Annotated in this window: 18 protein-coding genes; 9 read left to right on the forward strand and 9 right to left on the reverse strand. The window is 68.2% G+C overall.

Annotation, left to right across the window (positions count from 1 at the left end; translation table 11 throughout):
* Nucleotides 1-6 precede the first annotated feature (6 nt).
* The 3 genes from C2U31_RS07510 to C2U31_RS07520 are packed head-to-tail and all read left to right on the forward strand — an operon-like array spanning nucleotide 7 to nucleotide 7759.
* Complete coding sequence (locus C2U31_RS07510) at nucleotides 7-3105, forward strand: MdtB/MuxB family multidrug efflux RND transporter permease subunit (RefSeq protein WP_103272272.1); 3099 nt, start codon at nucleotides 7-9, stop codon at nucleotides 3103-3105.
* Nucleotides 3102-6215 carry a multidrug efflux RND transporter permease subunit gene (locus C2U31_RS07515; RefSeq protein WP_103272273.1) on the forward strand — a complete coding sequence of 1038 codons (3114 nt, stop codon included), beginning with the start codon at nucleotides 3102-3104 and terminating at the stop codon, nucleotides 6213-6215. The genes C2U31_RS07510 and C2U31_RS07515 overlap by 4 nt, the downstream gene beginning before the upstream one ends.
* Nucleotides 6212-7759, forward strand: coding sequence for an efflux transporter outer membrane subunit (locus tag C2U31_RS07520; RefSeq protein ID WP_103272274.1), 1548 nt, complete (start codon nucleotides 6212-6214; stop codon nucleotides 7757-7759). Before C2U31_RS07515 ends, C2U31_RS07520 begins: the two co-directional genes overlap by 4 nt.
* Nucleotides 7760-7781: 22 nt before the next feature.
* On the opposite strand, the gene C2U31_RS07525 is transcribed toward C2U31_RS07520, so the two are convergent.
* On the reverse strand, nucleotides 7782-8555 hold the full coding sequence (locus tag C2U31_RS07525; protein WP_103276303.1) for an SDR family oxidoreductase: 774 nt from the start codon (nucleotides 8553-8555) through the stop codon (nucleotides 7782-7784).
* A 209-nt stretch (nucleotides 8556-8764) separates the two neighbouring features.
* Between C2U31_RS07525 and C2U31_RS07530 the strand changes: the two genes are divergently transcribed.
* Nucleotides 8765-9670 (forward strand): LysR family transcriptional regulator, encoded by a 906-nt coding sequence (locus C2U31_RS07530; RefSeq protein ID WP_103272275.1) that lies wholly within the window; start codon nucleotides 8765-8767, stop codon nucleotides 9668-9670.
* A gap of 43 nt (nucleotides 9671-9713) precedes the next feature.
* Here C2U31_RS07530 and C2U31_RS07535 read toward each other — a convergent pair whose 3' ends face one another.
* From C2U31_RS07535 to C2U31_RS07545, 3 genes are all read right to left on the reverse strand, one after another.
* On the reverse strand, nucleotides 9714-10376 hold the full coding sequence (locus C2U31_RS07535; protein WP_103272276.1) for a TetR/AcrR family transcriptional regulator: 663 nt from the start codon (nucleotides 10374-10376) through the stop codon (nucleotides 9714-9716).
* A gap of 182 nt (nucleotides 10377-10558) precedes the next feature.
* Entirely contained in the window at nucleotides 10559-11977 is a 1419-nt protein-coding gene (locus tag C2U31_RS07540; RefSeq protein WP_103272277.1) for an amidase, read from the reverse strand.
* A 60-nt stretch (nucleotides 11978-12037) separates the two neighbouring features.
* Nucleotides 12038-13270, reverse strand: coding sequence for an amino acid ABC transporter substrate-binding protein (locus C2U31_RS07545; RefSeq protein WP_103272278.1), 1233 nt, complete (start codon nucleotides 13268-13270; stop codon nucleotides 12038-12040).
* A 119-nt stretch (nucleotides 13271-13389) separates the two neighbouring features.
* Here C2U31_RS07545 and C2U31_RS07550 point away from each other — a divergent pair, with 119 nt between their 5' ends.
* The 5 genes from C2U31_RS07550 to C2U31_RS07570 all read left to right on the forward strand — a co-directional run bounded on the left by C2U31_RS07550 (nucleotide 13390) and on the right by C2U31_RS07570 (nucleotide 17972).
* On the forward strand, nucleotides 13390-14325 hold the full coding sequence (locus C2U31_RS07550) for a LysR family transcriptional regulator (protein ID WP_103272279.1): 936 nt from the start codon (nucleotides 13390-13392) through the stop codon (nucleotides 14323-14325).
* Between the two features lie 88 nt (nucleotides 14326-14413).
* On the forward strand, nucleotides 14414-15406 hold the full coding sequence (locus C2U31_RS07555; RefSeq protein ID WP_103272280.1) for a branched-chain amino acid ABC transporter permease: 993 nt from the start codon (nucleotides 14414-14416) through the stop codon (nucleotides 15404-15406).
* A gap of 10 nt (nucleotides 15407-15416) precedes the next feature.
* Nucleotides 15417-16298 (forward strand): branched-chain amino acid ABC transporter permease, encoded by an 882-nt coding sequence (locus C2U31_RS07560; RefSeq protein WP_103272281.1) that lies wholly within the window; start codon nucleotides 15417-15419, stop codon nucleotides 16296-16298.
* A 10-nt stretch (nucleotides 16299-16308) separates the two neighbouring features.
* The gene (locus tag C2U31_RS07565) at nucleotides 16309-17016 is read left to right on the forward strand and encodes an ABC transporter ATP-binding protein (protein WP_103272282.1); all 708 of its coding nucleotides are present in this window, start codon (nucleotides 16309-16311) and stop codon (nucleotides 17014-17016) included.
* 215 nt (nucleotides 17017-17231) lie between these two features.
* Nucleotides 17232-17972 carry an ABC transporter ATP-binding protein gene (locus C2U31_RS07570; protein ID WP_103272283.1) on the forward strand — a complete coding sequence of 247 codons (741 nt, stop codon included), beginning with the start codon at nucleotides 17232-17234 and terminating at the stop codon, nucleotides 17970-17972.
* Between the two features lie 49 nt (nucleotides 17973-18021).
* Here the strand turns inward: C2U31_RS07570 and C2U31_RS07575 are convergent, their stop codons facing one another.
* The 5 genes from C2U31_RS07575 to C2U31_RS07595 form a co-directional block, all read right to left on the reverse strand.
* Nucleotides 18022-18495, reverse strand: coding sequence for a helix-turn-helix domain-containing protein (locus tag C2U31_RS07575; protein WP_103272284.1), 474 nt, complete (start codon nucleotides 18493-18495; stop codon nucleotides 18022-18024).
* A 235-nt stretch (nucleotides 18496-18730) separates the two neighbouring features.
* On the reverse strand, nucleotides 18731-19135 hold the full coding sequence (vapC, locus tag C2U31_RS07580; RefSeq protein WP_103272285.1) for a tRNA(fMet)-specific endonuclease VapC: 405 nt from the start codon (nucleotides 19133-19135) through the stop codon (nucleotides 18731-18733).
* Nucleotides 19132-19329, reverse strand: coding sequence for an AbrB/MazE/SpoVT family DNA-binding domain-containing protein (locus C2U31_RS30465; protein ID WP_158658324.1), 198 nt, complete (start codon nucleotides 19327-19329; stop codon nucleotides 19132-19134). The genes vapC and C2U31_RS30465 overlap by 4 nt, the downstream gene beginning before the upstream one ends.
* Nucleotides 19330-19460: 131 nt before the next feature.
* Complete coding sequence (locus tag C2U31_RS07590; protein ID WP_103272286.1) at nucleotides 19461-20423, reverse strand: Nudix family hydrolase; 963 nt, start codon at nucleotides 20421-20423, stop codon at nucleotides 19461-19463.
* Nucleotides 20416-21282: an ATP-binding protein gene (locus C2U31_RS07595; protein WP_103272287.1), complete on the reverse strand. Its 867-nt coding sequence runs from the start codon at nucleotides 21280-21282 to the stop codon at nucleotides 20416-20418. The genes C2U31_RS07590 and C2U31_RS07595 overlap by 8 nt, the downstream gene beginning before the upstream one ends.
* Between the last annotated feature and the right edge of the window lie 241 nt (nucleotides 21283-21523).

A 21523-nucleotide genomic window follows, 5' to 3' on the forward strand; every position in this document is an offset into this window, starting at 1 on the left:
GCCGCCGTGAGCCCGTCGCGCCTGTTCATCCTGCGGCCCGTGGCCACCACGCTGTCGATGGTGGCCATCCTGATCGCCGGCTTCATCGCCTACCGGCTGCTGCCGGTGTCGGCCCTGCCGGAAGTGGATTACCCGACCATCCAGGTGACCACGCTGTACCCCGGCGCCAGCCCCGACGTGATGACCTCGCTGGTCACTTCGCCGCTGGAGCGCCAGTTTGGACAGATGCCGGGGCTGAACCAGATGTCGTCCACCAGTTCCGGGGGCGCGTCGGTCATCACGCTGCAATTCAACCTGAGCCTGCCGCTGGACGTGGCCGAGCAGCAGGTGCAGGCGGCCATCAACGCGGCCTCCAACCTGCTGCCCAACGACCTGCCGGTGCCGCCGACCTACAACAAGGTCAATCCGGCCGACGCCGCGGTGCTGACGCTGGCGATCACCTCGCAGACCATGCCGCTGCCGCAGGTGCGCGACCTGGTGGACACGCGCGTCGCGCAGAAGCTGTCGCAGATTCCGGGCGTGGGCCTGGTCAGCGTGGCCGGCGGGCAGCGGCCGGCGGTGCGCGTGCAGGTCAATCCGCAGGCGCTGGCCGCCAACGGCATGTCGCTGTCGGACCTGCGCACGGCCATCGTCGGCGCCAACGTCAACCAGCCCAAGGGCAACCTGGACGGCCCGCTGCGCTCGACCACGATCAACGCCAACGACCAGCTCAAGACGCCCACCGACTACAACAGCCTGATCATCGCCTACAAGAACAACGCGCCGCTGCGCCTGTCGGACGTGGCGCGCGCGGTGGAAGGGGCCGAGGACGTGCGGCAGGCGGCCTGGGCGGGCGACAAGCCGGCCATCCTGCTGAACATCCAGCGCCAGCCCGGCGCCAATGTGATCGACGTGGTCAACCGGATCAACGCGCTGCTGCCGCAGCTGCGCGCGTCGCTGCCCGCCACGCTGGACGTGACCGTGGTGTCCGATCGCACCCAGACCATCCGCGACTCGGTGGCCGACGTGCAGTTCGAGATGCTGCTGGCCGTGGCGCTGGTGGTGATGGTGACTTTCGTGTTCCTGCGCAGCCTCACGGCCACCTTGATTCCCAGCGTGGTGGTGCCGCTGTCGCTGGTGGGCACCTTCGGCATCATGTACCTGGCCGGCTTCTCCATCAACAACCTGACGCTGATGGCGCTGACCATCGCCACCGGCTTCGTGGTGGACGACGCCATCGTCATGATCGAGAACATCGCCCGCCACATCGAGGAGGGCGAGAGCCCGCTGCAGGCGGCGCTCAAGGGCGCCTCGCAGATCGGCTTCACGCTGATCTCGCTGACCTTCTCGCTGATCGCCGTGCTGATCCCGCTGCTCTTCATGACCGAGGTGGTGGGCCGGCTGTTCCGCGAGTTCGCCATCACGCTGGCGGTGTCCATCCTGATTTCCCTGTTCGTATCGCTGACGCTCACGCCGATGATGTGCGCGCGCCTGCTGCGCGCCGAATCCGAGCAGCACCACGGCCGCTTCCACCAGATCACGGGCGGCCTTATCGACCGCGTCATCGCCGCCTATGACCGCATGCTGCAAGTGGTGCTGCGGCACCAGCCGCTGACGCTGCTGGTGGCCCTGGCGACCTTCGCGCTCACGGTGCTGCTGTACATCATGATCCCCAAGGGTTTCTTCCCGCAGCAGGACACGGGCCTGATCCAGGCCATCACCCAGGCGCCGCAATCGATCTCCTTCACGGCCATGGCCGAGCGCCAGCAGGCCGCCGCCAGCAAGGCGCTGAAGGATCCTGACGTGGCCGCCGTGTCGTCCTTCATCGGCGTGGACGGCAGCAATGCCACGCTCAGCGCCGGCCGCATGCTGATCGCGCTCAAGCCGCATGCCGAGCGCAGCGGCGACCTGCGCGCGGTCATGGCGCGGCTGCAGGACTCGCTGGCCACGCAGGACGGCCTGACCGTCTACATGCAACCGGTGCAGGACCTGACCATCGAGGACCGCGTCAGCCGCACGCAATACCAGATGACGCTGTCCAATCCCGACCTGGGCGTGCTGAGTCTATGGACGCCCAAGCTGGTCGAGCGGCTGCGCCAGGTGCCCGGCCTGTCGGACGTGACCGACGATCTGCAGGACGAGGGCTTGCAGACCTGGGTGGAGATCGACCGTGACGCGGCCTCGCGCCTGGGCATCACCGCCGCCGTGATCGATGAGGCGTTGTACGACGCCTTCGGTCAGCGGCTGATCTCCACGATTTTCACGCAGTCGAACCAGTACCGCGTGGTGCTCGAGGCGCAGCCGCAGTTCCAGACCAATCCGGCGGCGCTGGGCCAGATCCACGTGCCGACATCGACCGGCGGACAGGTGCCGCTGTCCTCGGTGGCGCGCATCACCGAAGGCAAGACCGTGCTGGCCGTGAACCGGCTGGATCAGTTCCCCATGGTGACCGTGTCGCTCAACCTGGCGCCGGGCGCCTCGCTATCCGGCGCCGTCGAGGACATCAAGGCCGCCGAGGCCGAGATCGGCATGCCGGCCGGCGTGGAGACGCGCTTCCAGGGCGCGGCGCTGGCCTTCCAGAATTCACTGACGAGCACGCTGTGGCTGATCCTGGCGGCGGTGGTCACCATGTACATCGTGCTGGGCGTGCTGTACGAGAGCTACATCCACCCCATCACCATCCTGTCGACCTTGCCCTCGGCCGGCGTGGGGGCGCTGCTGGCGCTGCTGATCAGCGGCACCGAGCTGGACATGATCGGCATCATCGGCATCATCCTGCTGATCGGCATCGTCAAGAAGAACGCGATCATGATGATCGACTTCGCGCTCGACGCCGAGCGCAAGCGCGGCCTGTCGCCGCGCGCGGCCATCCACGAGGCGGCGCTGCTGCGCTTCCGTCCCATCCTGATGACCACGCTGGCGGCGCTGTTCGGGGCGCTGCCGCTGATGCTGTCCACCGGCACGGGCGCTGAATTGCGCCAGCCGCTGGGCCTGGTGATGGTCGGCGGGCTGCTGCTGAGCCAGGTGCTGACGCTGTTCACCACGCCGGTCATCTACCTGATGTTCGACCGTCTGTCGCGTCGCTGGCGCGGCGCGCGGCCGGCGCGGCCCAGGGGCGCTTCATGATCATCTCGGCGCCCTTCATCGTCCGTCCGGTGGCGACCACGCTGCTCACCCTGGCGGTCGTGCTGGCGGGGCTGCTGTCGTTCTTCCTGCTGCCGGTGGCGCCGCTGCCGCAGGTGGACATTCCCACCATCTCGGTGTCGGCCAGCCTGCCCGGCGCCAGCCCCGAGACCATGGCCTCCAGCGTGGCCACGCCGCTGGAACGCTCGCTGGGAAGCATCGCCGGCGTGACCGAGATGACCTCCAGCAGTTCGCAGGGCTCGACCCGCGTCACGCTGCAGTTCGACCTGAGCCGCGACATCAATGGCGCCGCGCGCGATGTGCAGGCCGCCATCAACGCGGCGCGCTCGCTGCTGCCGACCAGCCTGCGCAGCAATCCTACGTATCACAAGTCCAACCCGTCGGACGCGCCCATCATGACGCTGGCGCTGACTTCCGACACGCTCAGCCAGGGCCAGCTCTACGACCTGGCCTCGACCATCGTGGCACAGAAGCTGTCGCAGGTGGACGGCGTGGGCGAAGTGACGGTGGGCGGCAGCTCGCTGCCGGCCGTGCGCGTGACCGTGCTGCCCGGCGCGCTGGCCAACCGCGGCGTGTCGCTGGACGACGTGCGCACGGCGCTGGCCAATGCCAACGCCAACCGCCCCAAGGGCGTGCTGGAGAACGACCGCTATCACTGGCAGGTCATGGTCAACGACCAGCTCAGCCGCGCCGAGCAATACAAGCCGCTGATCGTGGCCTGGCGCGACGGCGCGCCGGTGCGCGTGTCGGACGTGGCCAAGGTCGAGGATTCGGTTGAAGATCTCTACCAGACGGGCTTCTTCAACGACCGCAAGGCCATCCTGATGATCCTGCGGCGCCAGGCCGACGCCAACATCATCGAGACGGTGGATGCGGTGCGCGCCCAGCTGCCCATGCTGTCCGCGCTGATGCCGGCCGACGTCAAGATGTCGGTGGCGCAGGACCGCACGCCCAGCATCCGCGCCTCATTGCACGAGGCCGAGCTGACGCTGGTCATCGCGGTGGGCCTGGTGGTGCTGGTGGTGCTGCTGTTCCTGCGCCGCTGGCGCGCCGCGCTGATCCCCAGCGTCGCGGTGCCGGTGTCGCTGATCGGCACCTTCTGCGTCATGTACCTGTGCGGCTACACGCTGAACACGATCTCGCTGATGGCGCTGATCGTGGCCACCGGCTTCGTGGTGGACGACGCCATCGTGGTGCTGGAGAACATCATGCGCCACGTCGAGCGCGGCATGACGCCGATGCGCGCCGCGCTGCGCGGCTCGCGCGAGGTCGGCTTCACCGTGCTGTCCATGAGCCTGTCGCTGGTGGCGGTGTTCATTCCGATCCTGCTGATGGGCGGCGTGGTCGGGCGGCTGTTCCGCGAGTTCGCCGTCACGCTGTCGGCCGCCATCACGGTGTCGCTGGTGGTGTCGCTGACGCTCACGCCCATGATGTGCGCGCGGCTGCTGCGCGCCGAGCCGGCCGAACCCCGGCCGCCGGGCCGGCTGGCGCGCTGGTCCGAGCGCGGCTTCGTGGCCATGCAGGACGGCTACCGTCGCACGCTGGGCTGGGCGCTGGCGCATGGCCGGCTGATGATGCTGATCCTGGCCGCGGCCGTCGGGCTGAACGTCTATCTGTACGCGGTGGTGCCCAAGGGCTTCTTCCCGCAGCAGGACACCGGCCAGCTGCTGGGCTTCTTCCGTGTCGACCAGGGCACCTCGTTCCAGGCCACCGTGCCCAAGCTGGACGCGCTGCGCAAGGTGGTGCTGGCCGATCCCGCCGTGCAGAGCATGACCGGTTTCGCCGGCGGGCGCGGCGGCAGCAACAGCAGCTTCATGCAGATCCAGCTCAAGCCGTTGCAAGAGCGCGGCGTATCGGCCGACGTGGTCATCAACCGCCTGCGCGGCAAGCTGCAGAACATGCCGGGCGCGCGCATGTTCCTGGTGGCGCAGCAGGACATCCGCATCGGCGGCCGTTCCAGCCAGGGCTCATATGACTACACGCTGATGTCCGGCGACCTGCAGCTGCTGAGGACCTGGATGCCCAAGGTGCAGCGCGCCATGGCCGAGGTGCCCGAGATCACCGACGTCGACACCGACGTCGAGGACAAGGGGCGCCAGATCAACCTGGTGATCGACCGCGAGGCCGCCACCCGGCTCGGCGTCAGCATGAGCACCATCTCCACCGTGCTCAACAATTCCTTCAGCCAGCGCCAGGTATCGGTGATGTACGGCCCGCTCAACCAATATCACGTGGTGATGGGCGTGGACCCGCGCTTCGCGCAGGATATCGAGTCGCTCAAGCAGGTGGAAGTGATCACCGCCACCGGCGTGCGCGTGCCCATGTCGGCCTTCGCCCGCTTCGAGGATGCCAATGCGCCGTTGAGCGTGCAGCACCAGGGGCTGTTCGTGGCCGACACCGTGTCGTTCAGCTTGGCGCCCGGCGTGTCTCTGGGCCAGGCCACGGCGGCCATCGACGCGGCGGTGGCGCGCATCGGGCTGCCGTCGGATCAGATCCAGGCGGGCTTCCAGGGCACCGCCGCCGCCCTGCAGCAGACGCTGGCGCAGCAGCCCTGGCTGATCCTGGCCGCCCTGGTCACCATGTATATCGTGCTGGGCATCCTGTACGAGAGCTTCGTGCACCCGCTGACCATTCTGTCGACGCTGCCATCCGCCGGCCTGGGCGCGCTGCTGGCCCTGCTGATGCTGCGCCAGGACTTCACGCTGATCGCGCTGATCGGCGTGTTCCTGCTGATCGGCATCGTCAAGAAGAACGCCATCATGATGGTGGACTTCGCGCTGGAGGCCGAGCGCACGCAGGGGCTGGCGCCGCGCGACGCGATCTTCCAGGCCTGCCTGACGCGCTTCCGTCCCATCATGATGACGACCATGGCCGCCATCTTCGGCGCGCTGCCGCTGATGCTGGCCACCGGCGCCGGCGTCGAGATGCGCCAGCCGCTGGGCATCACCATCGTGGGCGGCCTGGTGTTGAGCCAGATCCTGACGCTCTACACCACGCCCGTGGTTTATCTCTATCTGGACCGCTTCCGTCTCTGGGCCGCGCGCAGGCGCCGTTCCGGCGGCGCGGCGGCCGTTTCCTCAGAACATCCATGACCCGCAACGCCAAGCCGTCGTTTTCCCTCCTGCCGTTGCGCGGCGCCGTCGCGCTCGCGCTGTGCGCCTTGCTGGGCGCCTGCGCCGTCGGGCCCGACTATCAGCGCCCGGCGCTGGACATCGGAGCATCCTACAAGGAAGGGCAGGGCGAGGTGCCGGGCTGGAAACCCGCCGAACCGCGTGACCAGGTCGATCGCGGCGCATGGTGGCGGGTCTATGGCGACGCCACGCTCGACGGCCTGGTCGAGCGCCTGAACGCGTCGAACCAGACCATCGCGCAGGCCGAGGCCAACTACCGCCAGGCGCTGGGCCTGGTGCGCGGCGCGCGCGCCGGCTTCTTCCCGACCGTGGGCGCCAATGCCGGCGTCACGCGCTCGGGCAGCGGCGGCGGCACGCAGGGCGGCTCGTCCTCGTCGGGCGGCAATGTGTCGAATCAGTATTCACTGAGCGGCAGCGTCAGCTGGGAGCTGGATGTGTGGGGCCGCGTGCGCCGCTCGGTCGAGTCATCCGAGGCCAGCGCCGCCGCCAGCCAGGCCGATCTGGCCGCCACGCGGCTGAGCGCGCAGGCCAGCCTGGTGCTGACCTATCTGCAATTGCGCGTGCTGGACGAACAGAAGCGTCTGCTGGACGCTACCGTCGCGGCCTATGAACGGTCGCTGCGCCTGACGCAGAACCGTTACGAGGTCGGCGTGGCCGCGCAGGCGGACGTGGCCGTGGCGCGCACGCAGCTGGAAAACACGCGAGCCCAATCCGTCGACCTGGATTGGCAGCGTGGGCAATACGAGCATGCCATCGCCGTGCTGATGGGGCAGGCGCCGTCGCAGTTCAGCCTGACGCCCGCGCCGTTCACGCAGCGGCTGCCGCAGATTCCGGTGGGGCTGCCGTCAGAGCTGCTGGAGCGGCGTCCCGACGTGGCGGCGGCGGAACGCCGCGCGGCCGCCGCCAATGCCGAGATCGGCGTGGCGCAGGCGGCCTGGTTCCCCAGTCTCACCCTGTCGGCGGACGGCGGTTTCCGCAGCGGCCAGTTCGCCGAACTGCTGACCGCGCCCGCGCGCTTCTGGTCGCTAGGCCCGGCGTTGGCATTGACCGTATTCGACGGCGGCGCGCGCCAGGCCAAGGTGGATCAGGCGCGCGCGGCCTACGACGCGCAGGCGGCGGCCTATCGACAGGCCGCGCTCACCGGTCTGCGCGAAGTCGAGGATTATCTGATCCAGCTGCGCGTCCTGGAGCAAGAGCAGGTGGTGCAGGGCCGCGCGCTGGAGGCGGCGCGCGAATCGCTGCGCCTGATCCGCAACCAGTACGAGGCCGGCCTGGTGGATTATCTGAGCGTGTCGGTGGTGCAGGCCACGGCGCTCAACAGCGAGCGCAGCGCGCTGAGCCTGCTGGGCAACCGGCTGGCCGCCAGCGTCAACCTGATCGTGGCGCTGGGCGGCGGCTGGGATGGCTTGAATCCGCCGCCGGCGCAGGCCGCCACGGCGCCCGCGAACGCCGGGCCGGCGGCTGCCGCCGCCGAGCCGGCTGCGGCGACGCCGGCGCGGCCCTAGTCCTGGATCAGCCGCCCGCCGTCTACTTGGTGGTGTAGCCGCCGTTGATCAGGATGGTCTGGCCGGTGATCCACCAGCCGTCCGACACCAGGAAGCGGATGAAGGGCACCACGTCCTCGATGTCGGTCAGGCCGGTCTTGGAAAACGGCGACAGCGCGGCGGCGGCCTTGTGGTAGGCCACCGCGTCGGCGCCTTCGGCCGGATAGAAGAAGGGCGTGTCCATCGGGCCGGGGCCGACCGCCGTCACCGAGATGCCGCGGATGCCATATTCCTTGGATGCGGCGCGGGTGTAGTGCTCGACCGGGGCCTTGGTGCCTGCATAGGCCGCGTAGAACGGCGTGTAGGCGCCCAGCAGCGAAGTGACCAGCGTGCAGATCTTGCCGTTGTCGTTGACGTGGCGGCCCGCTTCTCGCAGGAAGAAGAACGCGGCCTTCGAGTTGACCGCCGTCATCTCGTCGTACTCGGCCTCGGTGATTTCGGTGAAGGGCTTCTTCAGCACCTTGCCCACCGTGTTGATCGCGATGTCGGGCCGGCCGACGGCGGCCACCGCGTCGGCGAACAGCTTTTCCATGGCGCCGGCCGAACTCAGGTCGGCCTGCAACGCCACCGCCTGGGCGCCCAGCTGCTTCACCGCCGCCACGGTGGCGTCGGCGTCCGCCTTGGTCGCCGGACTGTTGTAGTGGATCGCCACGGCGTGCGCGCCCTGTTGCGCCAGGTCGCGGGCGATCAGCCCGCCCAGGTTCTTCGCGCCGCCCGCGATGATGATGGTCTTGCCCTTGATGCCGTGATCCGCCATGGGATGCTCCTGATTGCGAGCCGCGGGGTTGCGGCCGCCCATGGAAGGGAATGATATATTCCACAAAATCAGGATAAAGCTGTTAATTCTGTCTTTACTATCCAGAATTGACGAACATTCCGGGGCTTCGGCCTCGACCATCCGGGTTGGCGCTTGCGTCCCGCCCGCGTTTCATCGACTCATACGCCGGCTCGCGGCCGGCCCCCTGCATGGATAGGATCGACCTGTTTCGCGTCTACGCCCGCGTCGTCGAATGCGCCAACTTCACCCGCGCGGCGGATACGCTGGGCCTGCCGCGTTCCACGGTGTCGGCCGCCATCCAGGAACTGGAGGGCCGGGTCGGCGCGCGGCTCCTGAACCGCACCACGCGCCAGGTCGCGCCCACGCGCGAGGGCGAGGTCTTCTACGCGCGCTGCCTGCGGCTGATCGAAGACATGGAAGAGGCCGAGAACCTGTTCCGCCAGGCCTCGGTCGGGCCGCGCGGCGTGTTGCGCGTGGACGTGCCGGGCCGGGTGGGGCGGTTGATCGTGGCGCCGGCGCTGCCCGCGTTTCTGGACGCGTATCCGCAGATCGACATCACGCTGGGCGTGACGGACCGCGCCGTCAACCTGATCGAGGAGGGCGTGGATTGCGCGCTGCGCGTGGGCGAGCTGCCGGATTCGGGGCTGGTGGCGCGCACGATGGGCAAGCTGCCGCTCATCAACGTCGCCAGCCCGGCCTATCTGGCGCGCCACGGCGTGCCGCGCACGCCGGCGGACCTGGACGCGCATGCCTGCGTGCACTACGCCTCGCCGTCCACGGGCCGCGTCGCGCCATGGGAATGGCTGGAGGGGCAGGTCGCGCGCATACGCACGCTGCCGGGCCGCGTCACGGTCAACAATGCCGAGGCCTATATCGCCAGCTGCCTGGCGGGTCTGGGGCTGATCCAGATCCCGGCCTATGACGTGCGCCAGCATCTCGCATCGGGCGAGCTGGTGGCCGTGATGCCGGACTATCTGCCCGCGCCCATGCCGATGACCTTGCTCTATCCGCAGCGGCGCTTGCCGTCGCGCAGGGTGCAGGTGTTTGCGGACTGGCTCGAGGCCCTGCTGCGCGAGGCCTGCGAGCCGACGTGACGCGGCGGCGGCCTGGCCGCCTTCGGCGCGCGTCGATGCCGGATCAGCGTTCGGCGTCGGGCGCGGCGGACGGCTTGCGTTCCGCCTCCAGCTCGGCCAGCGAAGCACTGCGCAGCGGCTCGGGGAAGCCGCCCGACACCAGGTGTTCCAGCGCCGCGTCGATCCGCCGCCAGCCTTCCGGCTCGCGCAATGGCAGGCCCAGGAAATGGCTTTCGGTCTTGGCGCGCAGCGTCAGGTAGAGCACGCCGGCCAGCATCACGCTGACCACGGCCGGCGCGTCCAGGCCGGGGCTGAGCCCGTCGATGCGGTCGATGAAGTCGCGCGCGGCGCGTTCGCGCCGCTCGGCCAGCGGGGCCGACACCTCATTGCGTTCGATCAGCTCCCAGCGCCGCACTTCGCGCAAGGTGTCGTTGCCGGCCAAGGCCTCGACCTGCGCGCGCAACATGGACAGCACCAGGTCGGCCGGCGTGCGCTGGCTGGCCTCGTCGGACAGAAGCAGGCCGGGATTGCGCGTCCAGAAATCCTGTTCCCGCATCCAGGCCAGCATCAGGCCGGGCATGCCGTCGAAGTAGCGGTAGATCAGTTCCTTGCTGACGCCGGCGCGCTTGGCGATGGCGTTGATGCCGACGCCGCCCATGCCCGTTTCGCGGATCTGTTCCTCCAGGGCCAGCAGGATCTGGCGTTCGGTTTTCTCGCGTCGGGACATGGGCGCATTCCTTCGATGTGACGGGCCACCCGGCGCGCGGCGGCGTGGCGCGCCGGCGCTCGTGGTCATCTGCTGAATTCTAAAGAGGAATCCGCGAATCGACGAACGCCCGCGTCGACATGACCCGATCGAAGGTTGAGCGGCCCGCCCGCGAAGCGCGCGGGCGCCAGCTCCGTCCGCGCCTAGAGCCCGACCGCGCCGAGATCCGGACGGCGCAAGTGCCAGTCCGTGGCGGCCTGGAAGGCCATGCCGATACGGCCCAGCGCGGCCTCGCCGTGGGGGCTGCCCAGCAGTTGCACGCCCACGGGCAAGCCGTCGGCGGTGAAGCCGGCCGGCAGCGCCAGGCCGGACGCGTTGACGTAGTTGCCGGCGCGCGTGAAGGCCGCCAGCGGCGTCGCCGTTTCGTCGACGTCTTCGAGACGGCAGGCGGCGAAGGGCAGGCACGGCGTCAGCAGCGCGTCGGCGCCGCGCATCCATTCGGCCCAGGCCGCGCAGGCGCGGGCGTGCGCCTGCAGCGCCAGCACGTAGTCCGCCGCGCCCGTGGCCTTGCCCGCCAGCACGCGGGCGCGCACATGCCTGCCGAACGGCAGGGAGTCGTCCTCGATGTATTCGCGGTGCAGCGCATAGGCTTCGGCGGCGATGATCACGCCATTGCGCAGCATCATGTCGTGGAAGTCGAACGGGAAGGGCGTTTCGCGCACCTCGGCGCCCAGTTCGATCAGCGCGCGGCGCGTGTCGTCCAGGGCGGCCAGCACGGCGCCATCGACCTCGATCGGGTATTGCGCCGGCGGCATCATGGCGATGCGCATGCCGCGCAGGGGCCGCGCGCCGGCGGGCGACCCGGGCATCTGGAAGGCAGGCACGCCCTGCGTGAGCGGATCCCTGGGATCGGCGCCGGCCATGGCCTGCGTCAGCAGCAATGCGTCGCGCACGTCGCGCGTCAGCGGACCGATGGAGTCCAGCGTGCCGGACAGCGGCACCGCGCCATGCAGGCTGATCAGCCCGCGCGTGGTCTTCAGGCCGGTGACGCCGTTGAGCGCCGCTGGAATGCGCACCGAGCCGCCCGTGTCCGAGCCCAGCGCGGCGGGCGCCAGGCCGGCGGCCACGGCCACGCCCGAGCCGCTGGACGAGCCGCCCGGAATGCGCGCGTGTTCCAGGTCCCAGGGATTGCGCGGCGTGCCCATCACGGGATTGGTGCCCCAGCCGCCGAATGCGAACTCGACCATGTGCAGCTTGCCCAGCGGCACCATGCCGCCCGCCAGCAGCCTGGCCACGGCGGTCGAGGTGGTCGTGCCGCGCCGCTGGCGCCAGGCCTGCGAGCCGGCGGTGGCGATCTGGCCTTCGATGTCGCACAGGTCCTTGATGGCCACGGGCACGCCGTCCAGCGGGCCCAGCAGGCCGTAGCCGGCGCGGCGGCGCGCGTCGGCGGCCTCGGCCAGGCGCAGCGTGCTGTCGGCATCCACGCTCACATAGGCGTGCAGCGCCTGATTGGCGCGGTCGATGCGGTCCAGGAAGTGCTTCGCCAACTCCACCGAGCTGTGGCGTCCCTCGGCCAGGCCCAGGGCGAGTTCGCTCAGCGTGGCAAATGCGATGTCAGACATGTTTTCCTCGGGTTGGTGCGCGGGCCGCGCGCGCGGAGCGGCCCGGCGCGATGCGCGCGATCAGCGCTTGTTCCAGGCAGGCATGGGGTAGACCGGCTTGGCGGTGGCCACGTCCTCAGGCCAGACGGGCGCCATCTGCTTGCCCGGCAGCAGCTGCACGACGGGGAATGGCATCTGCAATTGCTTGCCCGTCTCGTCTATGGCGTAGGGGCCGGCCATCACCGTGAGCTTGCCGGACAGGTCCAGCGAGGCCTTCTTGAGCGCGGCGGCGTCGGTGTTGCCCGCCTGCTTGACGATCTCTTCGGTCAGCGCGCCCGCGCCGTAGGCCAGCGCGGTCTGGAAATCGGGCGGGAACTCGGCCTTGGGGAACAGGCGGTCATAGGACGTGGCGAATTGCTCGCGCGTCAGGCCGGCGTTGACCTTCCAGTTGATCGCGGGATGGTAGTTGGTGTGGCTGTAGATGTAGTCCGCGTCGGCGCCGATGGCCTGGAATTGCGGCGTGGACGCGTACACCATGAAGACGTACGGGAAGTTGATGTCCAGCTGCTTCATCTGGCGCGTCATGCTGATGAGGTCGCCCTCGTAGGAGGTCGGCACCAGCGCCTCGGCGCCGGACGCGCGGGCCTTCTGCAGGATGGTGCTGAAGTCCTTCTGGCCCTTGGGGTACTTCTCGAACATCACGACCTGCATGCCGTTCTTGGTGGCCTGCTCCTTGCCGCCCTCGGCCAGGCCGGCGGGGAAGGGCTCGTCCGAGTACAGCAGCGCGACCTTTTTGACGCCCAGCTTGGCGGCCATCTCCATGTTGGCGCGCAGCATGGCCGACACCGGCATCTGCGTGCCCGACACCATGTTCTTGAAGCCCTGGCGGTACAGGTCGTCGCTGGCGGCGGACCAGACCATCATGTACTTGCCCAGCCGTTCCGTGACGGTCGCGGCGGCGGCCGTCAGCGTGGAACCGAAAGGCGCGAACACCAGGTCCACTTTTTCATCGACAATCAGGCGTTCGTAGACGCGCGTCACCATCTGCTTGTCGCTGCGGTCGTCCAGCTTGACCAGTTCGACGGGGTATTTCTTGCCCTTGATCTCGATGCCGCCACGGCGGTTGACGTCGTCGACCCAAAGCTCGACGCCGCGCACGCCGGATTGCGAGGCGAGCGCGAAGCTGCCGGTGGACGATACCGTCATGCCGATGCGCAGCTTGTCGGAAGTCTGGGCGGCGCCGAGGGACGGCGTCAGCGCCGCGGCGGCCAGGGCCAGCGCGGGCAGGCGGTACAGCCAGGATTTGCCAAACATGGGATGTCTCCAATCGTTATAAATATGCGATCCCGGACCTGGTCTTGGGGACAGATCGCGAGCGGTATTGGGCAGTTTTTGCGCAATACGGGAAGTAGCGTATAACAAATAGGCATGGAGTGCACGCCTTGAGTAAATTGAATTACCGACAGACCGAAATGTTGTGGGCCGTGGTGATGGCCGGATCCATCAGCGGCGCCGCCCGGCTGCTCAATATTTCCCAGCCGGCCGTCAGTCGCATGCTCGCCCACACCGAGAAAGCGATGGGGGTGACGCTGTTCGAGCGGGTGCGGGGGCGGCTGCAGCCGACCGTGCAGGTGCAGAGCCTGTTCGAGGAGATCGAGAAGACGCAGCGCATGATGCAGCGGGTCAATGATCTGGCCGACGCGCTGGCCGAACACGGCACGGGCGTGCTGCGCCTGGCGTCCATCCCCAGTCTGGCGCAGTACCTGGTGCCGCGCGCCGTGGCGCGCTTTCAGCAGCGTCACCCCGAGCTGCTGCTGCGCCTGGGCACGACCGCGCTGCCCAGCCTGATCACCGACGTGCTGCAGGGCGAGGCCGAGCTGGGATTGGTGGTGATGCAGGCCGATCATCCCTTCCTGGTGTCGGAGCCCCTGCATGTGGGGCGCATGGTGGCGGCCATTCCGCGCGGACACGTCCTGGCCGGGCGCGAGGTGGTCAGCCTGGCTGATCTGTCGCCGCATCCGCACATCATCGTCGGCACCCGCATGCCCTACGGGATGCTGGTGCTGAATGCCTTCGAGCAGGCTGGCCTGCCCTGCAACATGTGCGCCGATGTGCCCTGGAGCCAGCTGGCCTGCGCCCTGGTCAACGCGGGCGTCGGGATCGCGGTGGTGGACGAGTTCACGGTCATGCAGAACACCATGCCGGACGTGGTCATCGTGCCGCTCCAGGAGCGCATTCCGCTGAATATCTCGGCGGTCTATGCCAGCAACCGGGAGCCTTCGCGCATCGCGCAGCAGTTCATCAAGGAGCTGCGCGGCGTGCTGGAAGAGGCCTTTCCGGGAGCAAATAAGGGACTGGTTAAGGGTTAGTCCTTAACTTGCAGTTATAGTTTTATCTGTTCATAATCGCCTCCAAATAAATGTGGCCGCCGATCCCGAGCGGCCCGGAGGAGACACCATGAGCAGCAGTCCCGCCCTGGCGGCGGGCGCGGCGTCGCATCGCGCGCAGGATCAGCGCGCGCAGCGGCTACGCACCCGTATCGCCATCGCCGTCTTTGCCGCGCTGACCATCAGCCTGGCCCTGGTCCCCGCCGCGACGTCGAACATCTCGTTCGCGTTCTATCTGATGCTGTGGATCACCATGGCCAGCGCCATGAACATCTGCGTGGGCTTCACCGGCTACCTGCCGTTCGGCTACGTGGTGTTCTACGGCGTGGGCGCCTACGCCACCGGCATCTGCTACAAGATCCTGGGCTGGCCCATCCTGCCGTCGCTGCTCGCGGCCGGCGGCACGGGCGTGGCGATCGCGCTGCTGCTGGCGCCCACGCTGCGGCTGCGCGGCGTGTATTTCGGCATCGTCAGCCTGGCGCTGGCCACCATCGTCAAGCTGGTGATCTCCAACCTGCCGCAGTCCTTCACCGGCGGCAGCATGGGCATCATCCTGTCCAACGCCAACAATCCCGCCCACAGCTACTACGCGATGCTGGCCGTCATGGGCGCCACGCTGGCCGTGGTGACATGGCTATCCGCGTCGGGCCTGGGGCGCGCGCTCAAGGCCATTCGCGACGACGACGGCGCGGCCGCCTGCGTCGGCATCCACGTGCCCAATACGCGGCTGAAGGCCTGGCTGCTGGCCGCGCTGTTCCCGGCGCTGGCCGGCGGCATCGAGGCCTGGTACACGAACGTGGTCGATCCCGAATACGCGTTCCATGTGCTGATCACGGCCAAGAGCATCATTTACGCCATGGCCGGCGGCTTCGGCACCGTGCTCGGGCCGGTGGCCGGCACGCTGGCGCTGCTGGGCATCGATCACCTGATCTGGCAGAAATTCCCGGTGGTGAACCTGCTGCTGCTGGGCCTGATCATCGTGCTGCTGATGCTGTTCCTGCCGCGCGGCATCGTCGGCAGCCTGATCAAGCGCAAGCCGCAACTGCGCCGCTACATCGCCTGAGGGATTCGACATGACCGGACTGATTATCCAAGGGCTGATCAACGGCCTGATCCTGGGCGCCATCTACGGCCTGATCGGCGTGGGGCTGAACGTGATCTTCGGCGTGCTGCGCGTGGTCAACTTCGCGCACGGCGAGTTCCTCGTGCTCGGCGCCTATTTCGCCTTCTATCTGCTGGAGTACCTGGGCATTAACCCCTTGCTGGCCTTGCCGCTGGCCTTCGCCGTCTTCTTCCTGGCCGGCTATCTGCTGTACTTCGTGCTGATCCCGAGGCTGTCCAAGGCCGAAGATCCGGAGATCAGCTCGCTGCTGCTGATGTTCGGCGTGTCCATCATGCTGGGCGCGATCATGCTGCTGGCCTTCGAGGCCGACGCCCGCTCGCTGCCCTATGAGATCGAGCCGGTGTTCCTGAAATTCGGCCCGGTGCTGGTCCCGACGGTACGGTTGCTGGCGCTGGGCATCGCGCTGGCCATCGTGGCGGCGCTGGCCCTGTTCCTGTACCGCACGCATCTGGGCAAAGCGCTGCGCGCCATCATCATGAACCGCGACGCGGTGCGCATCGTCGGCATCAACGCCGAGCGCCTGTCGGCCGTGGCCTTCGGCCTGGGCATCGGCCTGGCGGCGGCCAGCGGCGTGCTGGTGGCGATGGTGTTCCCGTCCTTCTCGCCGTTCATGGGCAACGACTACACGCTGATCGGCTTCATCGTCATCGTGCTGGGCGGCCTGGGCCATCCGGTGGGGGCGCTGGTCGGCGCGCTGCTGTTCGGCGTCACCGAGCAGGTGTCGGTGGTGTTCTTCAATCCGTCCATCGCCACCATCTGCGGCTTCACGCTCATGGTCGCCATGATCTTCGTGCGGCCCAGCGGGCTGTTCGGCCGCCAGGCGCTGCGCTAGGAGATCCGCCATGTTGAAAGTCAGCAATCTGAAAAAGCGTTTCGGCGGCCTGGTGGCGCTGCAAGGCGTGGATGTGCATGTGCCGCGCGGCGCGATCCTGGGCGTCATCGGCATGAACGGGTCGGGCAAGACCACCATGCTCAACTGCATCAACGGCATCTACACGCCGGACGAGGGCCGCATCGAGCTGGATGGCCGCGATATCGCCGGCCGCCAGGTCCATGAAGTGGCGCGGCTGGGCGTGGGGCGCACCTTCCAGGTGCCGCGCATCTTCCGCCAGCTGACGCTGCTGGACAACCTGGACGTGGCGCAGCAGCAGACCGGGCGCAGCGCCGACGAGCGCTACGCCCAGTCCGAATACTGGCTGCGCAAGGTCGAGCTGCACCGGCTGCGGCACAACTACGCCGAGGAATTGTCCGGCGGCCAGCAGAAGCTGGTGGAGCTGGCGCGCATCATGGTCGCGCGGCCCAAGGTGGTGCTGCTGGACGAGCCCTTCGCCGGCGTCAACCCGGCGCTGGCGCAGCTGCTGATCTCGGTCATCCGCGAGTTGCCGGTCGAGCACGATTGCTCGGTGGTGCTGGTCTCGCATGACCTGACCTCGATCTACCAGCTATCCCACCACATCATTGTCATGAACGAAGGCGCGATCCTGACCGAGGGCGATGCCGACCATGTGCGGAACGATCCGCGAGTGGTCGAGGCATATCTCGGCGAGTAGAGCCCACCCCGCAGCGCCTGCGGCGCTTCCCCCTAGAGGGCGCCGCTACGGACCGGCGGAGCCGGATCCGTGCGGCCCCGCTTGAGTGAGGGCGGTTTTTATTGGGTGCGGGTGGTTTATCTCGGATGAGGGGCGCCGGGCTCGTGCGAGGGCGGCGTCCTGTTGGATCGGATCGGATTGGATTGAACTGCGCGCGGCGCAGAGGAGCGACGGATATGAGCAACGCAGTGCTTGCGCTGGAAGAGGTGACCGTGGCCTATCACGGCGACATCACCATTCTGAACCGCGTGAATGTGCAGGCCCGGCAGGGCAAGGTCACGGGTGTGATCGGACCTAACGGCGCCGGGAAGTCGACGGTGCTCAAGACGCTGTTCGGCTTCCTGCCGCCGCGCACGGGCCGCATCACGTTACGCGGGCAGGACATCAGCGCGCAGCCTTCGCACGAGCGCGCGCGCCATGGCGTGGCCTTCGTGCCGCAGCATCGCAGCCTGTTCGGCGAGTTGTCGGTGCATGACAACCTGCTGCTGGGCTGCTGGCCGTTCCGGCAGGACAAGGCGCGCGTGCGCCGGCGTATCGAGTCTGTGTATGAGCGCTTTCCGATCCTGGCGCAGAAGCGCGACGATCCGGTGTCCAGCATGAGCGGCGGCCAGCAGCGTTTCGTGGAGTTCGGTCGCGCGCTCCTGATCGAGCCGTCGGTGATCCTGCTGGACGAGCCGACCGCCATGCTGGCGCCGCGGATTTCCAAGGAGATCTATGCGCTGATCCGGGGTTTCGCGGACGAAGGCATGACGGTGGTGCTGGTGGACCAGAACGTGCGCCGCTGCGCCGAGATTTCGGACTATATGTACATCCTGGAGCTGGGCCGCAACAAGGCGGAGGGATCGCGCGAGGCCTTCGACGAGGGCGGCGGGTTGCGCGAGATGGTCGCGTCGTGGATGGACTACAAGATCGACTGAGGGCCCGACGGTACAGGGACGGACCGGGCATGGCCCGGTCCGGCAGTCGTCACAGCGGCCGTCCGAGCCGCTTTTCCACCTGGGCTTTTTCCCATTGCGGACCGAACAGCCGCCAGGGCGCGTAGACCCGGACGGCGCGCGCCGCCAGGGCCAGTCCCAGGCCCAGCATCGCCCAGTAAGACCACATGTTGTGGGGCGATGTCAGCAGGTTGATCGCGAACAGCGCCACCGCGATCAATATGTAGCGCATGCAAGCCACATAGAAACCGCGCAATTCGCGGACATGGGCGAAGGCTTCCCGTTCCGCCTCGTCGGCGGCCGTCATGGTCGTGTCCATATTCGTTTCCTCTGCGTTCAGGGTGGAAAAGTCGACTTCGAAAACCGAGGCAATGGACTTGAGCGTTTCCACGCTCGCGGGTTGGCCCGCTTCGATGCGCTGGATGGTCCGGGCGCTCAGTCCGCTGGCCTGGGCCAGCTGCTGTTGGGACCAGCCACGCTTGAGGCGCAGCTTTTGAATCAACATGGTTCGGCTTCCATTGGTTCGGAGCTGCCAAGGTAGCCGAAAGGAACGCTCAGGGATACGACACGGGCACGACATGGGTGCGACAGGGACACGACAGCGCTGCGACGGCTATCCGCCACGGGGACGACTGCCCTGGCGGCGGCAGATTCTGACCGTCGATGCCTGTCCCTGGTTTTGGCCGAGCGAAAGTTGACACTGCGCTTTCGGGGCAGTCAGCCGGCGCCGTGATCGAACGTCACTGTGTCCAATCGTCCAGCCGCAGCCCGGACACACGGGAAAACTCGCGAGTGTTGTTCGTGACAAGCACAAAACCCCGAGAGCGGGCGTGGCCGGCGATCATTGCATCGTAGGGGCCGATGGGCGTGCCGGCTCGCGCCAGCTCCGCCCGTAGTCGGCCGGCGTGCGCGGCTGCCGCGCGGTCATAGTTCAGCACTTCCAGGCGTTTCAGGAATCCGTCGATGACGGCATGGTTCCGGGCCGGGGTTGCTGATTTTTCAGCGCCGTAGCGCAGTTCCATCGCGGTGATCGCGCTTACGCACAGCTGGCCTGGCCGCCGGTTGAGCGCCTGCCGCACGGCGCCCGGCTTGTTCTTGATGGCGAAGATGCAGATGTTCGTATCGAGCACGAACCGCAGCGTCATCGGGCGTCGTCCGTCGGCTGGTCGCGATCGACAAGAAAGTCGGCAGTGACGGATTCACCGTCGAACCAGGCGTCCCAGGAGTTGTCGGCGGTTGCGGTGGGGCGCTGGCGGTTGCCGGCGGCGGGCCTGGCCGGGGGTTCCTGCAGGGCGATGGTCGGGGTGGGGCGGATCTTGTAGCGGGATTCCAGTGTCATGGCGTGCTCCTCGGAATGTGCATGGCGCACTTCCGTTGTAGCCAAGACCAGGGAGGCCTGCCTATTGTGGTCTACCGAGGGGTGAAGCAGGCCGGGGACGCCGCGCTCGCGCGCGGACGTCCCGGACGGCTTCAGATGAGTCCGCGTATGCCTGCTATGCCGTGCGCGCCATGGCGCAGCGCCTGCGACACGGTTTGCTCGGACTGGCCGCCGAGCGCATACACCGGCAGGCCGGCGTCGCGGTTGCCGGCCACGAAGCCTTCCCAACTCAGCGTCGGCGCGCCGGGATGGCTGGGCGTGTCCAGCACCGGACCCAGCACGGCGAAGTCGGCGCCCAGATCGCGCGCATGCGTGACCTGGGCGTTGTCGTGCGCCGATGCGCCGACCAGCGCGCCTTCGGGCAGCGCCGGGCGCGCGTCCAGGCGGGCGGCGTCGGCGGCGCGCAGGTGCACGCCGTCGGCTTCCTTCCACCAGGCGGCCGGATGGATGCTGTTGACCAGCAGACGCGCGCCGGCGGCGTGGCAGCGCTGCTTCACCTGCAGCAGCGCTTCATGCAGCGAGGCGGCGCCGGGGCCGTCGGGCCATTGCGGCTCGCGCAGCTGCACCAGCTTCACGCCACGCGCCAGCGCCGCGTCCAGCCGGCCCAGGAAAGCCGGCAGGCCCGCGCGCGAGCCGATGGAGCTGATGCCGTAGCGGGTCGGCAGCTGCAACCAGCGCAGCGGCGGCAGCGTGGCGGGCAGGAGGTCGCCGACCTCGGCCGCGCGCGCCGGGTCGACCCATTCCAGGCGCTGGTTCTCCAGGCCGCGCGGCTCGCCTTCCCAGCCGGTGACGTGGCAGAACGCCAGCCGTACCGTGGTGTGGGGATAGACGTGCACATAGGTGACCCAGGGGCGCGATTGCGTGACGCGGATGCCGATTTCTTCTTGCAGTTCGCGCGCCAGCGCCTGCAGCACGGTCTCGCCGGGCTCCAGCTTGCCGCCGGGCAGTTCCCACCAGCCCGACCAGGGCTTGCCTTCGGGACGCTGCCCCAGCAGCAGCTTGCCGTCCGGGCGCAGGATCAGGCCGGCGGCGACATCGACGATTTTTTCAGACATGACGGGCAGCCCAGTCGCGGGCGAATTGGTAGGCGACGCGTCCCGAGCGCGAGCCGCGCTCCAGCGTCCATTGCAGGGCCTCGGTGCGCGAGGGCTCGATGTGCTGTTCCGGGCAACCCAACTCGCGCAGCCAGTGGTAGACGATGTCCAGGTAGTCGTCCTGCTTGAAGGGATAGAACGACAGCCACAGGCCGAAGCGCTCGGACAGCGAGATTTTTTCCTCGACCGTTTCGCCGGGATGGATTTCGCCGTCCGGCTGGTGCTTGGCCTGCAGGTTCTCGCTCATGTATTCCGGCATGAGGTGGCGGCGGTTGGACGTGGCGTAGATCAGCACGTTGTCGCCCGAGGCGGCCACCGAGCCGTCCAGCACCGACTTAAGCGCCTTGTAGCCGGCCTCGCCTTCCTCGAAGGACAGGTCGTCGCAGAACACGATGTAGCGCTCGGGCCGGCCCGCGACCAGCTCGACGATGTCGGCCAGGTCGCCCAGGTCGGACTTGTCCACTTCGATCAGGCGCAGGCCGCGATCGGCGTAGGCCGCCAGCATGGCCTTGACCAGCGAGCTCTTGCCGGTGCCGCGCGCGCCGGTCATCAGCACGTTGTTGGCGGGCTTTTTCTCGATGAACTGCTGCGTGTTGCGGTCGATGACGTTCTTCTGGCGCTCGATGTGCTGCAGGTCGTCGAGGTCGATGCGGGCCACGTGGCGCACCGAGTCGAGCCAGCCGCGCGCGCCGCGCTTGCGCCAGCGGTAGGCATGGGCGGTCCAGTCGATTTCGGGCGTGGCGGGCGGCAGCCAGGCTTCGAGCTGGGCCAGCACGCGCTCAGCGCGCTGGATCAGGGTGGTGAATTCGTTTGCGGTCACGGTTGTGGTCCTTGGATGGGCTGACGGGCCTGCGGCCATCGGGCCGCGGCGCGTCCGCGTTTGTCTTCGGATAGGCGCCGCCCGGATCGCTCGTGGGAGCCGCCGGGCGCGCGCCACCCATCGGGTGTCGCCTGTCGCCGGCCAACAGTGATGCCGCTGGCTGGCGCGGAGTCAGTGACGAGCGATGGGTAGGACGCAGCCACTGGATTCAATGCATGGCGCGCCGGCGCGGTCGGCGCCG

This window comes from Achromobacter sp. AONIH1 (genome assembly GCF_002902905.1).
Lineage (GTDB): Bacteria > Pseudomonadota > Gammaproteobacteria > Burkholderiales > Burkholderiaceae_B > Achromobacter.

Bases quoted from the DNA above. Each gene is read 5' to 3' on its own strand.
- C2U31_RS07515 (WP_103272273.1), top strand. From the start codon at position 3,102: ATGATCATCTCGGCGCCCTTCATCGTCCGTCCGGTGGCGACCACGCTG.
- C2U31_RS07520 (WP_103272274.1), top strand. From the start codon at position 6,212: ATGACCCGCAACGCCAAGCCGTCGTTTTCCCTCCTGCCGTTGCGCGGC.
- C2U31_RS07525 (WP_103276303.1), bottom strand. From the start codon at position 8,555: ATGGCGGATCACGGCATCAAGGGCAAGACCATCATCATCGCGGGCGGC.
- C2U31_RS07530 (WP_103272275.1), top strand. From the start codon at position 8,765: ATGGATAGGATCGACCTGTTTCGCGTCTACGCCCGCGTCGTCGAATGC.
- C2U31_RS07535 (WP_103272276.1), bottom strand. From the start codon at position 10,376: ATGTCCCGACGCGAGAAAACCGAACGCCAGATCCTGCTGGCCCTGGAG.
- C2U31_RS07540 (WP_103272277.1), bottom strand. From the start codon at position 11,977: ATGTCTGACATCGCATTTGCCACGCTGAGCGAACTCGCCCTGGGCCTG.
- C2U31_RS07545 (WP_103272278.1), bottom strand. From the start codon at position 13,270: ATGTTTGGCAAATCCTGGCTGTACCGCCTGCCCGCGCTGGCCCTGGCC.
- C2U31_RS07555 (WP_103272280.1), top strand. From the start codon at position 14,414: ATGAGCAGCAGTCCCGCCCTGGCGGCGGGCGCGGCGTCGCATCGCGCG.
- C2U31_RS07560 (WP_103272281.1), top strand. From the start codon at position 15,417: ATGACCGGACTGATTATCCAAGGGCTGATCAACGGCCTGATCCTGGGC.
- C2U31_RS07565 (WP_103272282.1), top strand. From the start codon at position 16,309: ATGTTGAAAGTCAGCAATCTGAAAAAGCGTTTCGGCGGCCTGGTGGCG.
- C2U31_RS07570 (WP_103272283.1), top strand. From the start codon at position 17,232: ATGAGCAACGCAGTGCTTGCGCTGGAAGAGGTGACCGTGGCCTATCAC.
- C2U31_RS07575 (WP_103272284.1), bottom strand. From the start codon at position 18,495: ATGTTGATTCAAAAGCTGCGCCTCAAGCGTGGCTGGTCCCAACAGCAG.
- vapC (WP_103272285.1), bottom strand. From the start codon at position 19,135: ATGACGCTGCGGTTCGTGCTCGATACGAACATCTGCATCTTCGCCATC.
- C2U31_RS30465 (WP_158658324.1), bottom strand. From the start codon at position 19,329: ATGACACTGGAATCCCGCTACAAGATCCGCCCCACCCCGACCATCGCC.
- C2U31_RS07590 (WP_103272286.1), bottom strand. From the start codon at position 20,423: ATGTCTGAAAAAATCGTCGATGTCGCCGCCGGCCTGATCCTGCGCCCG.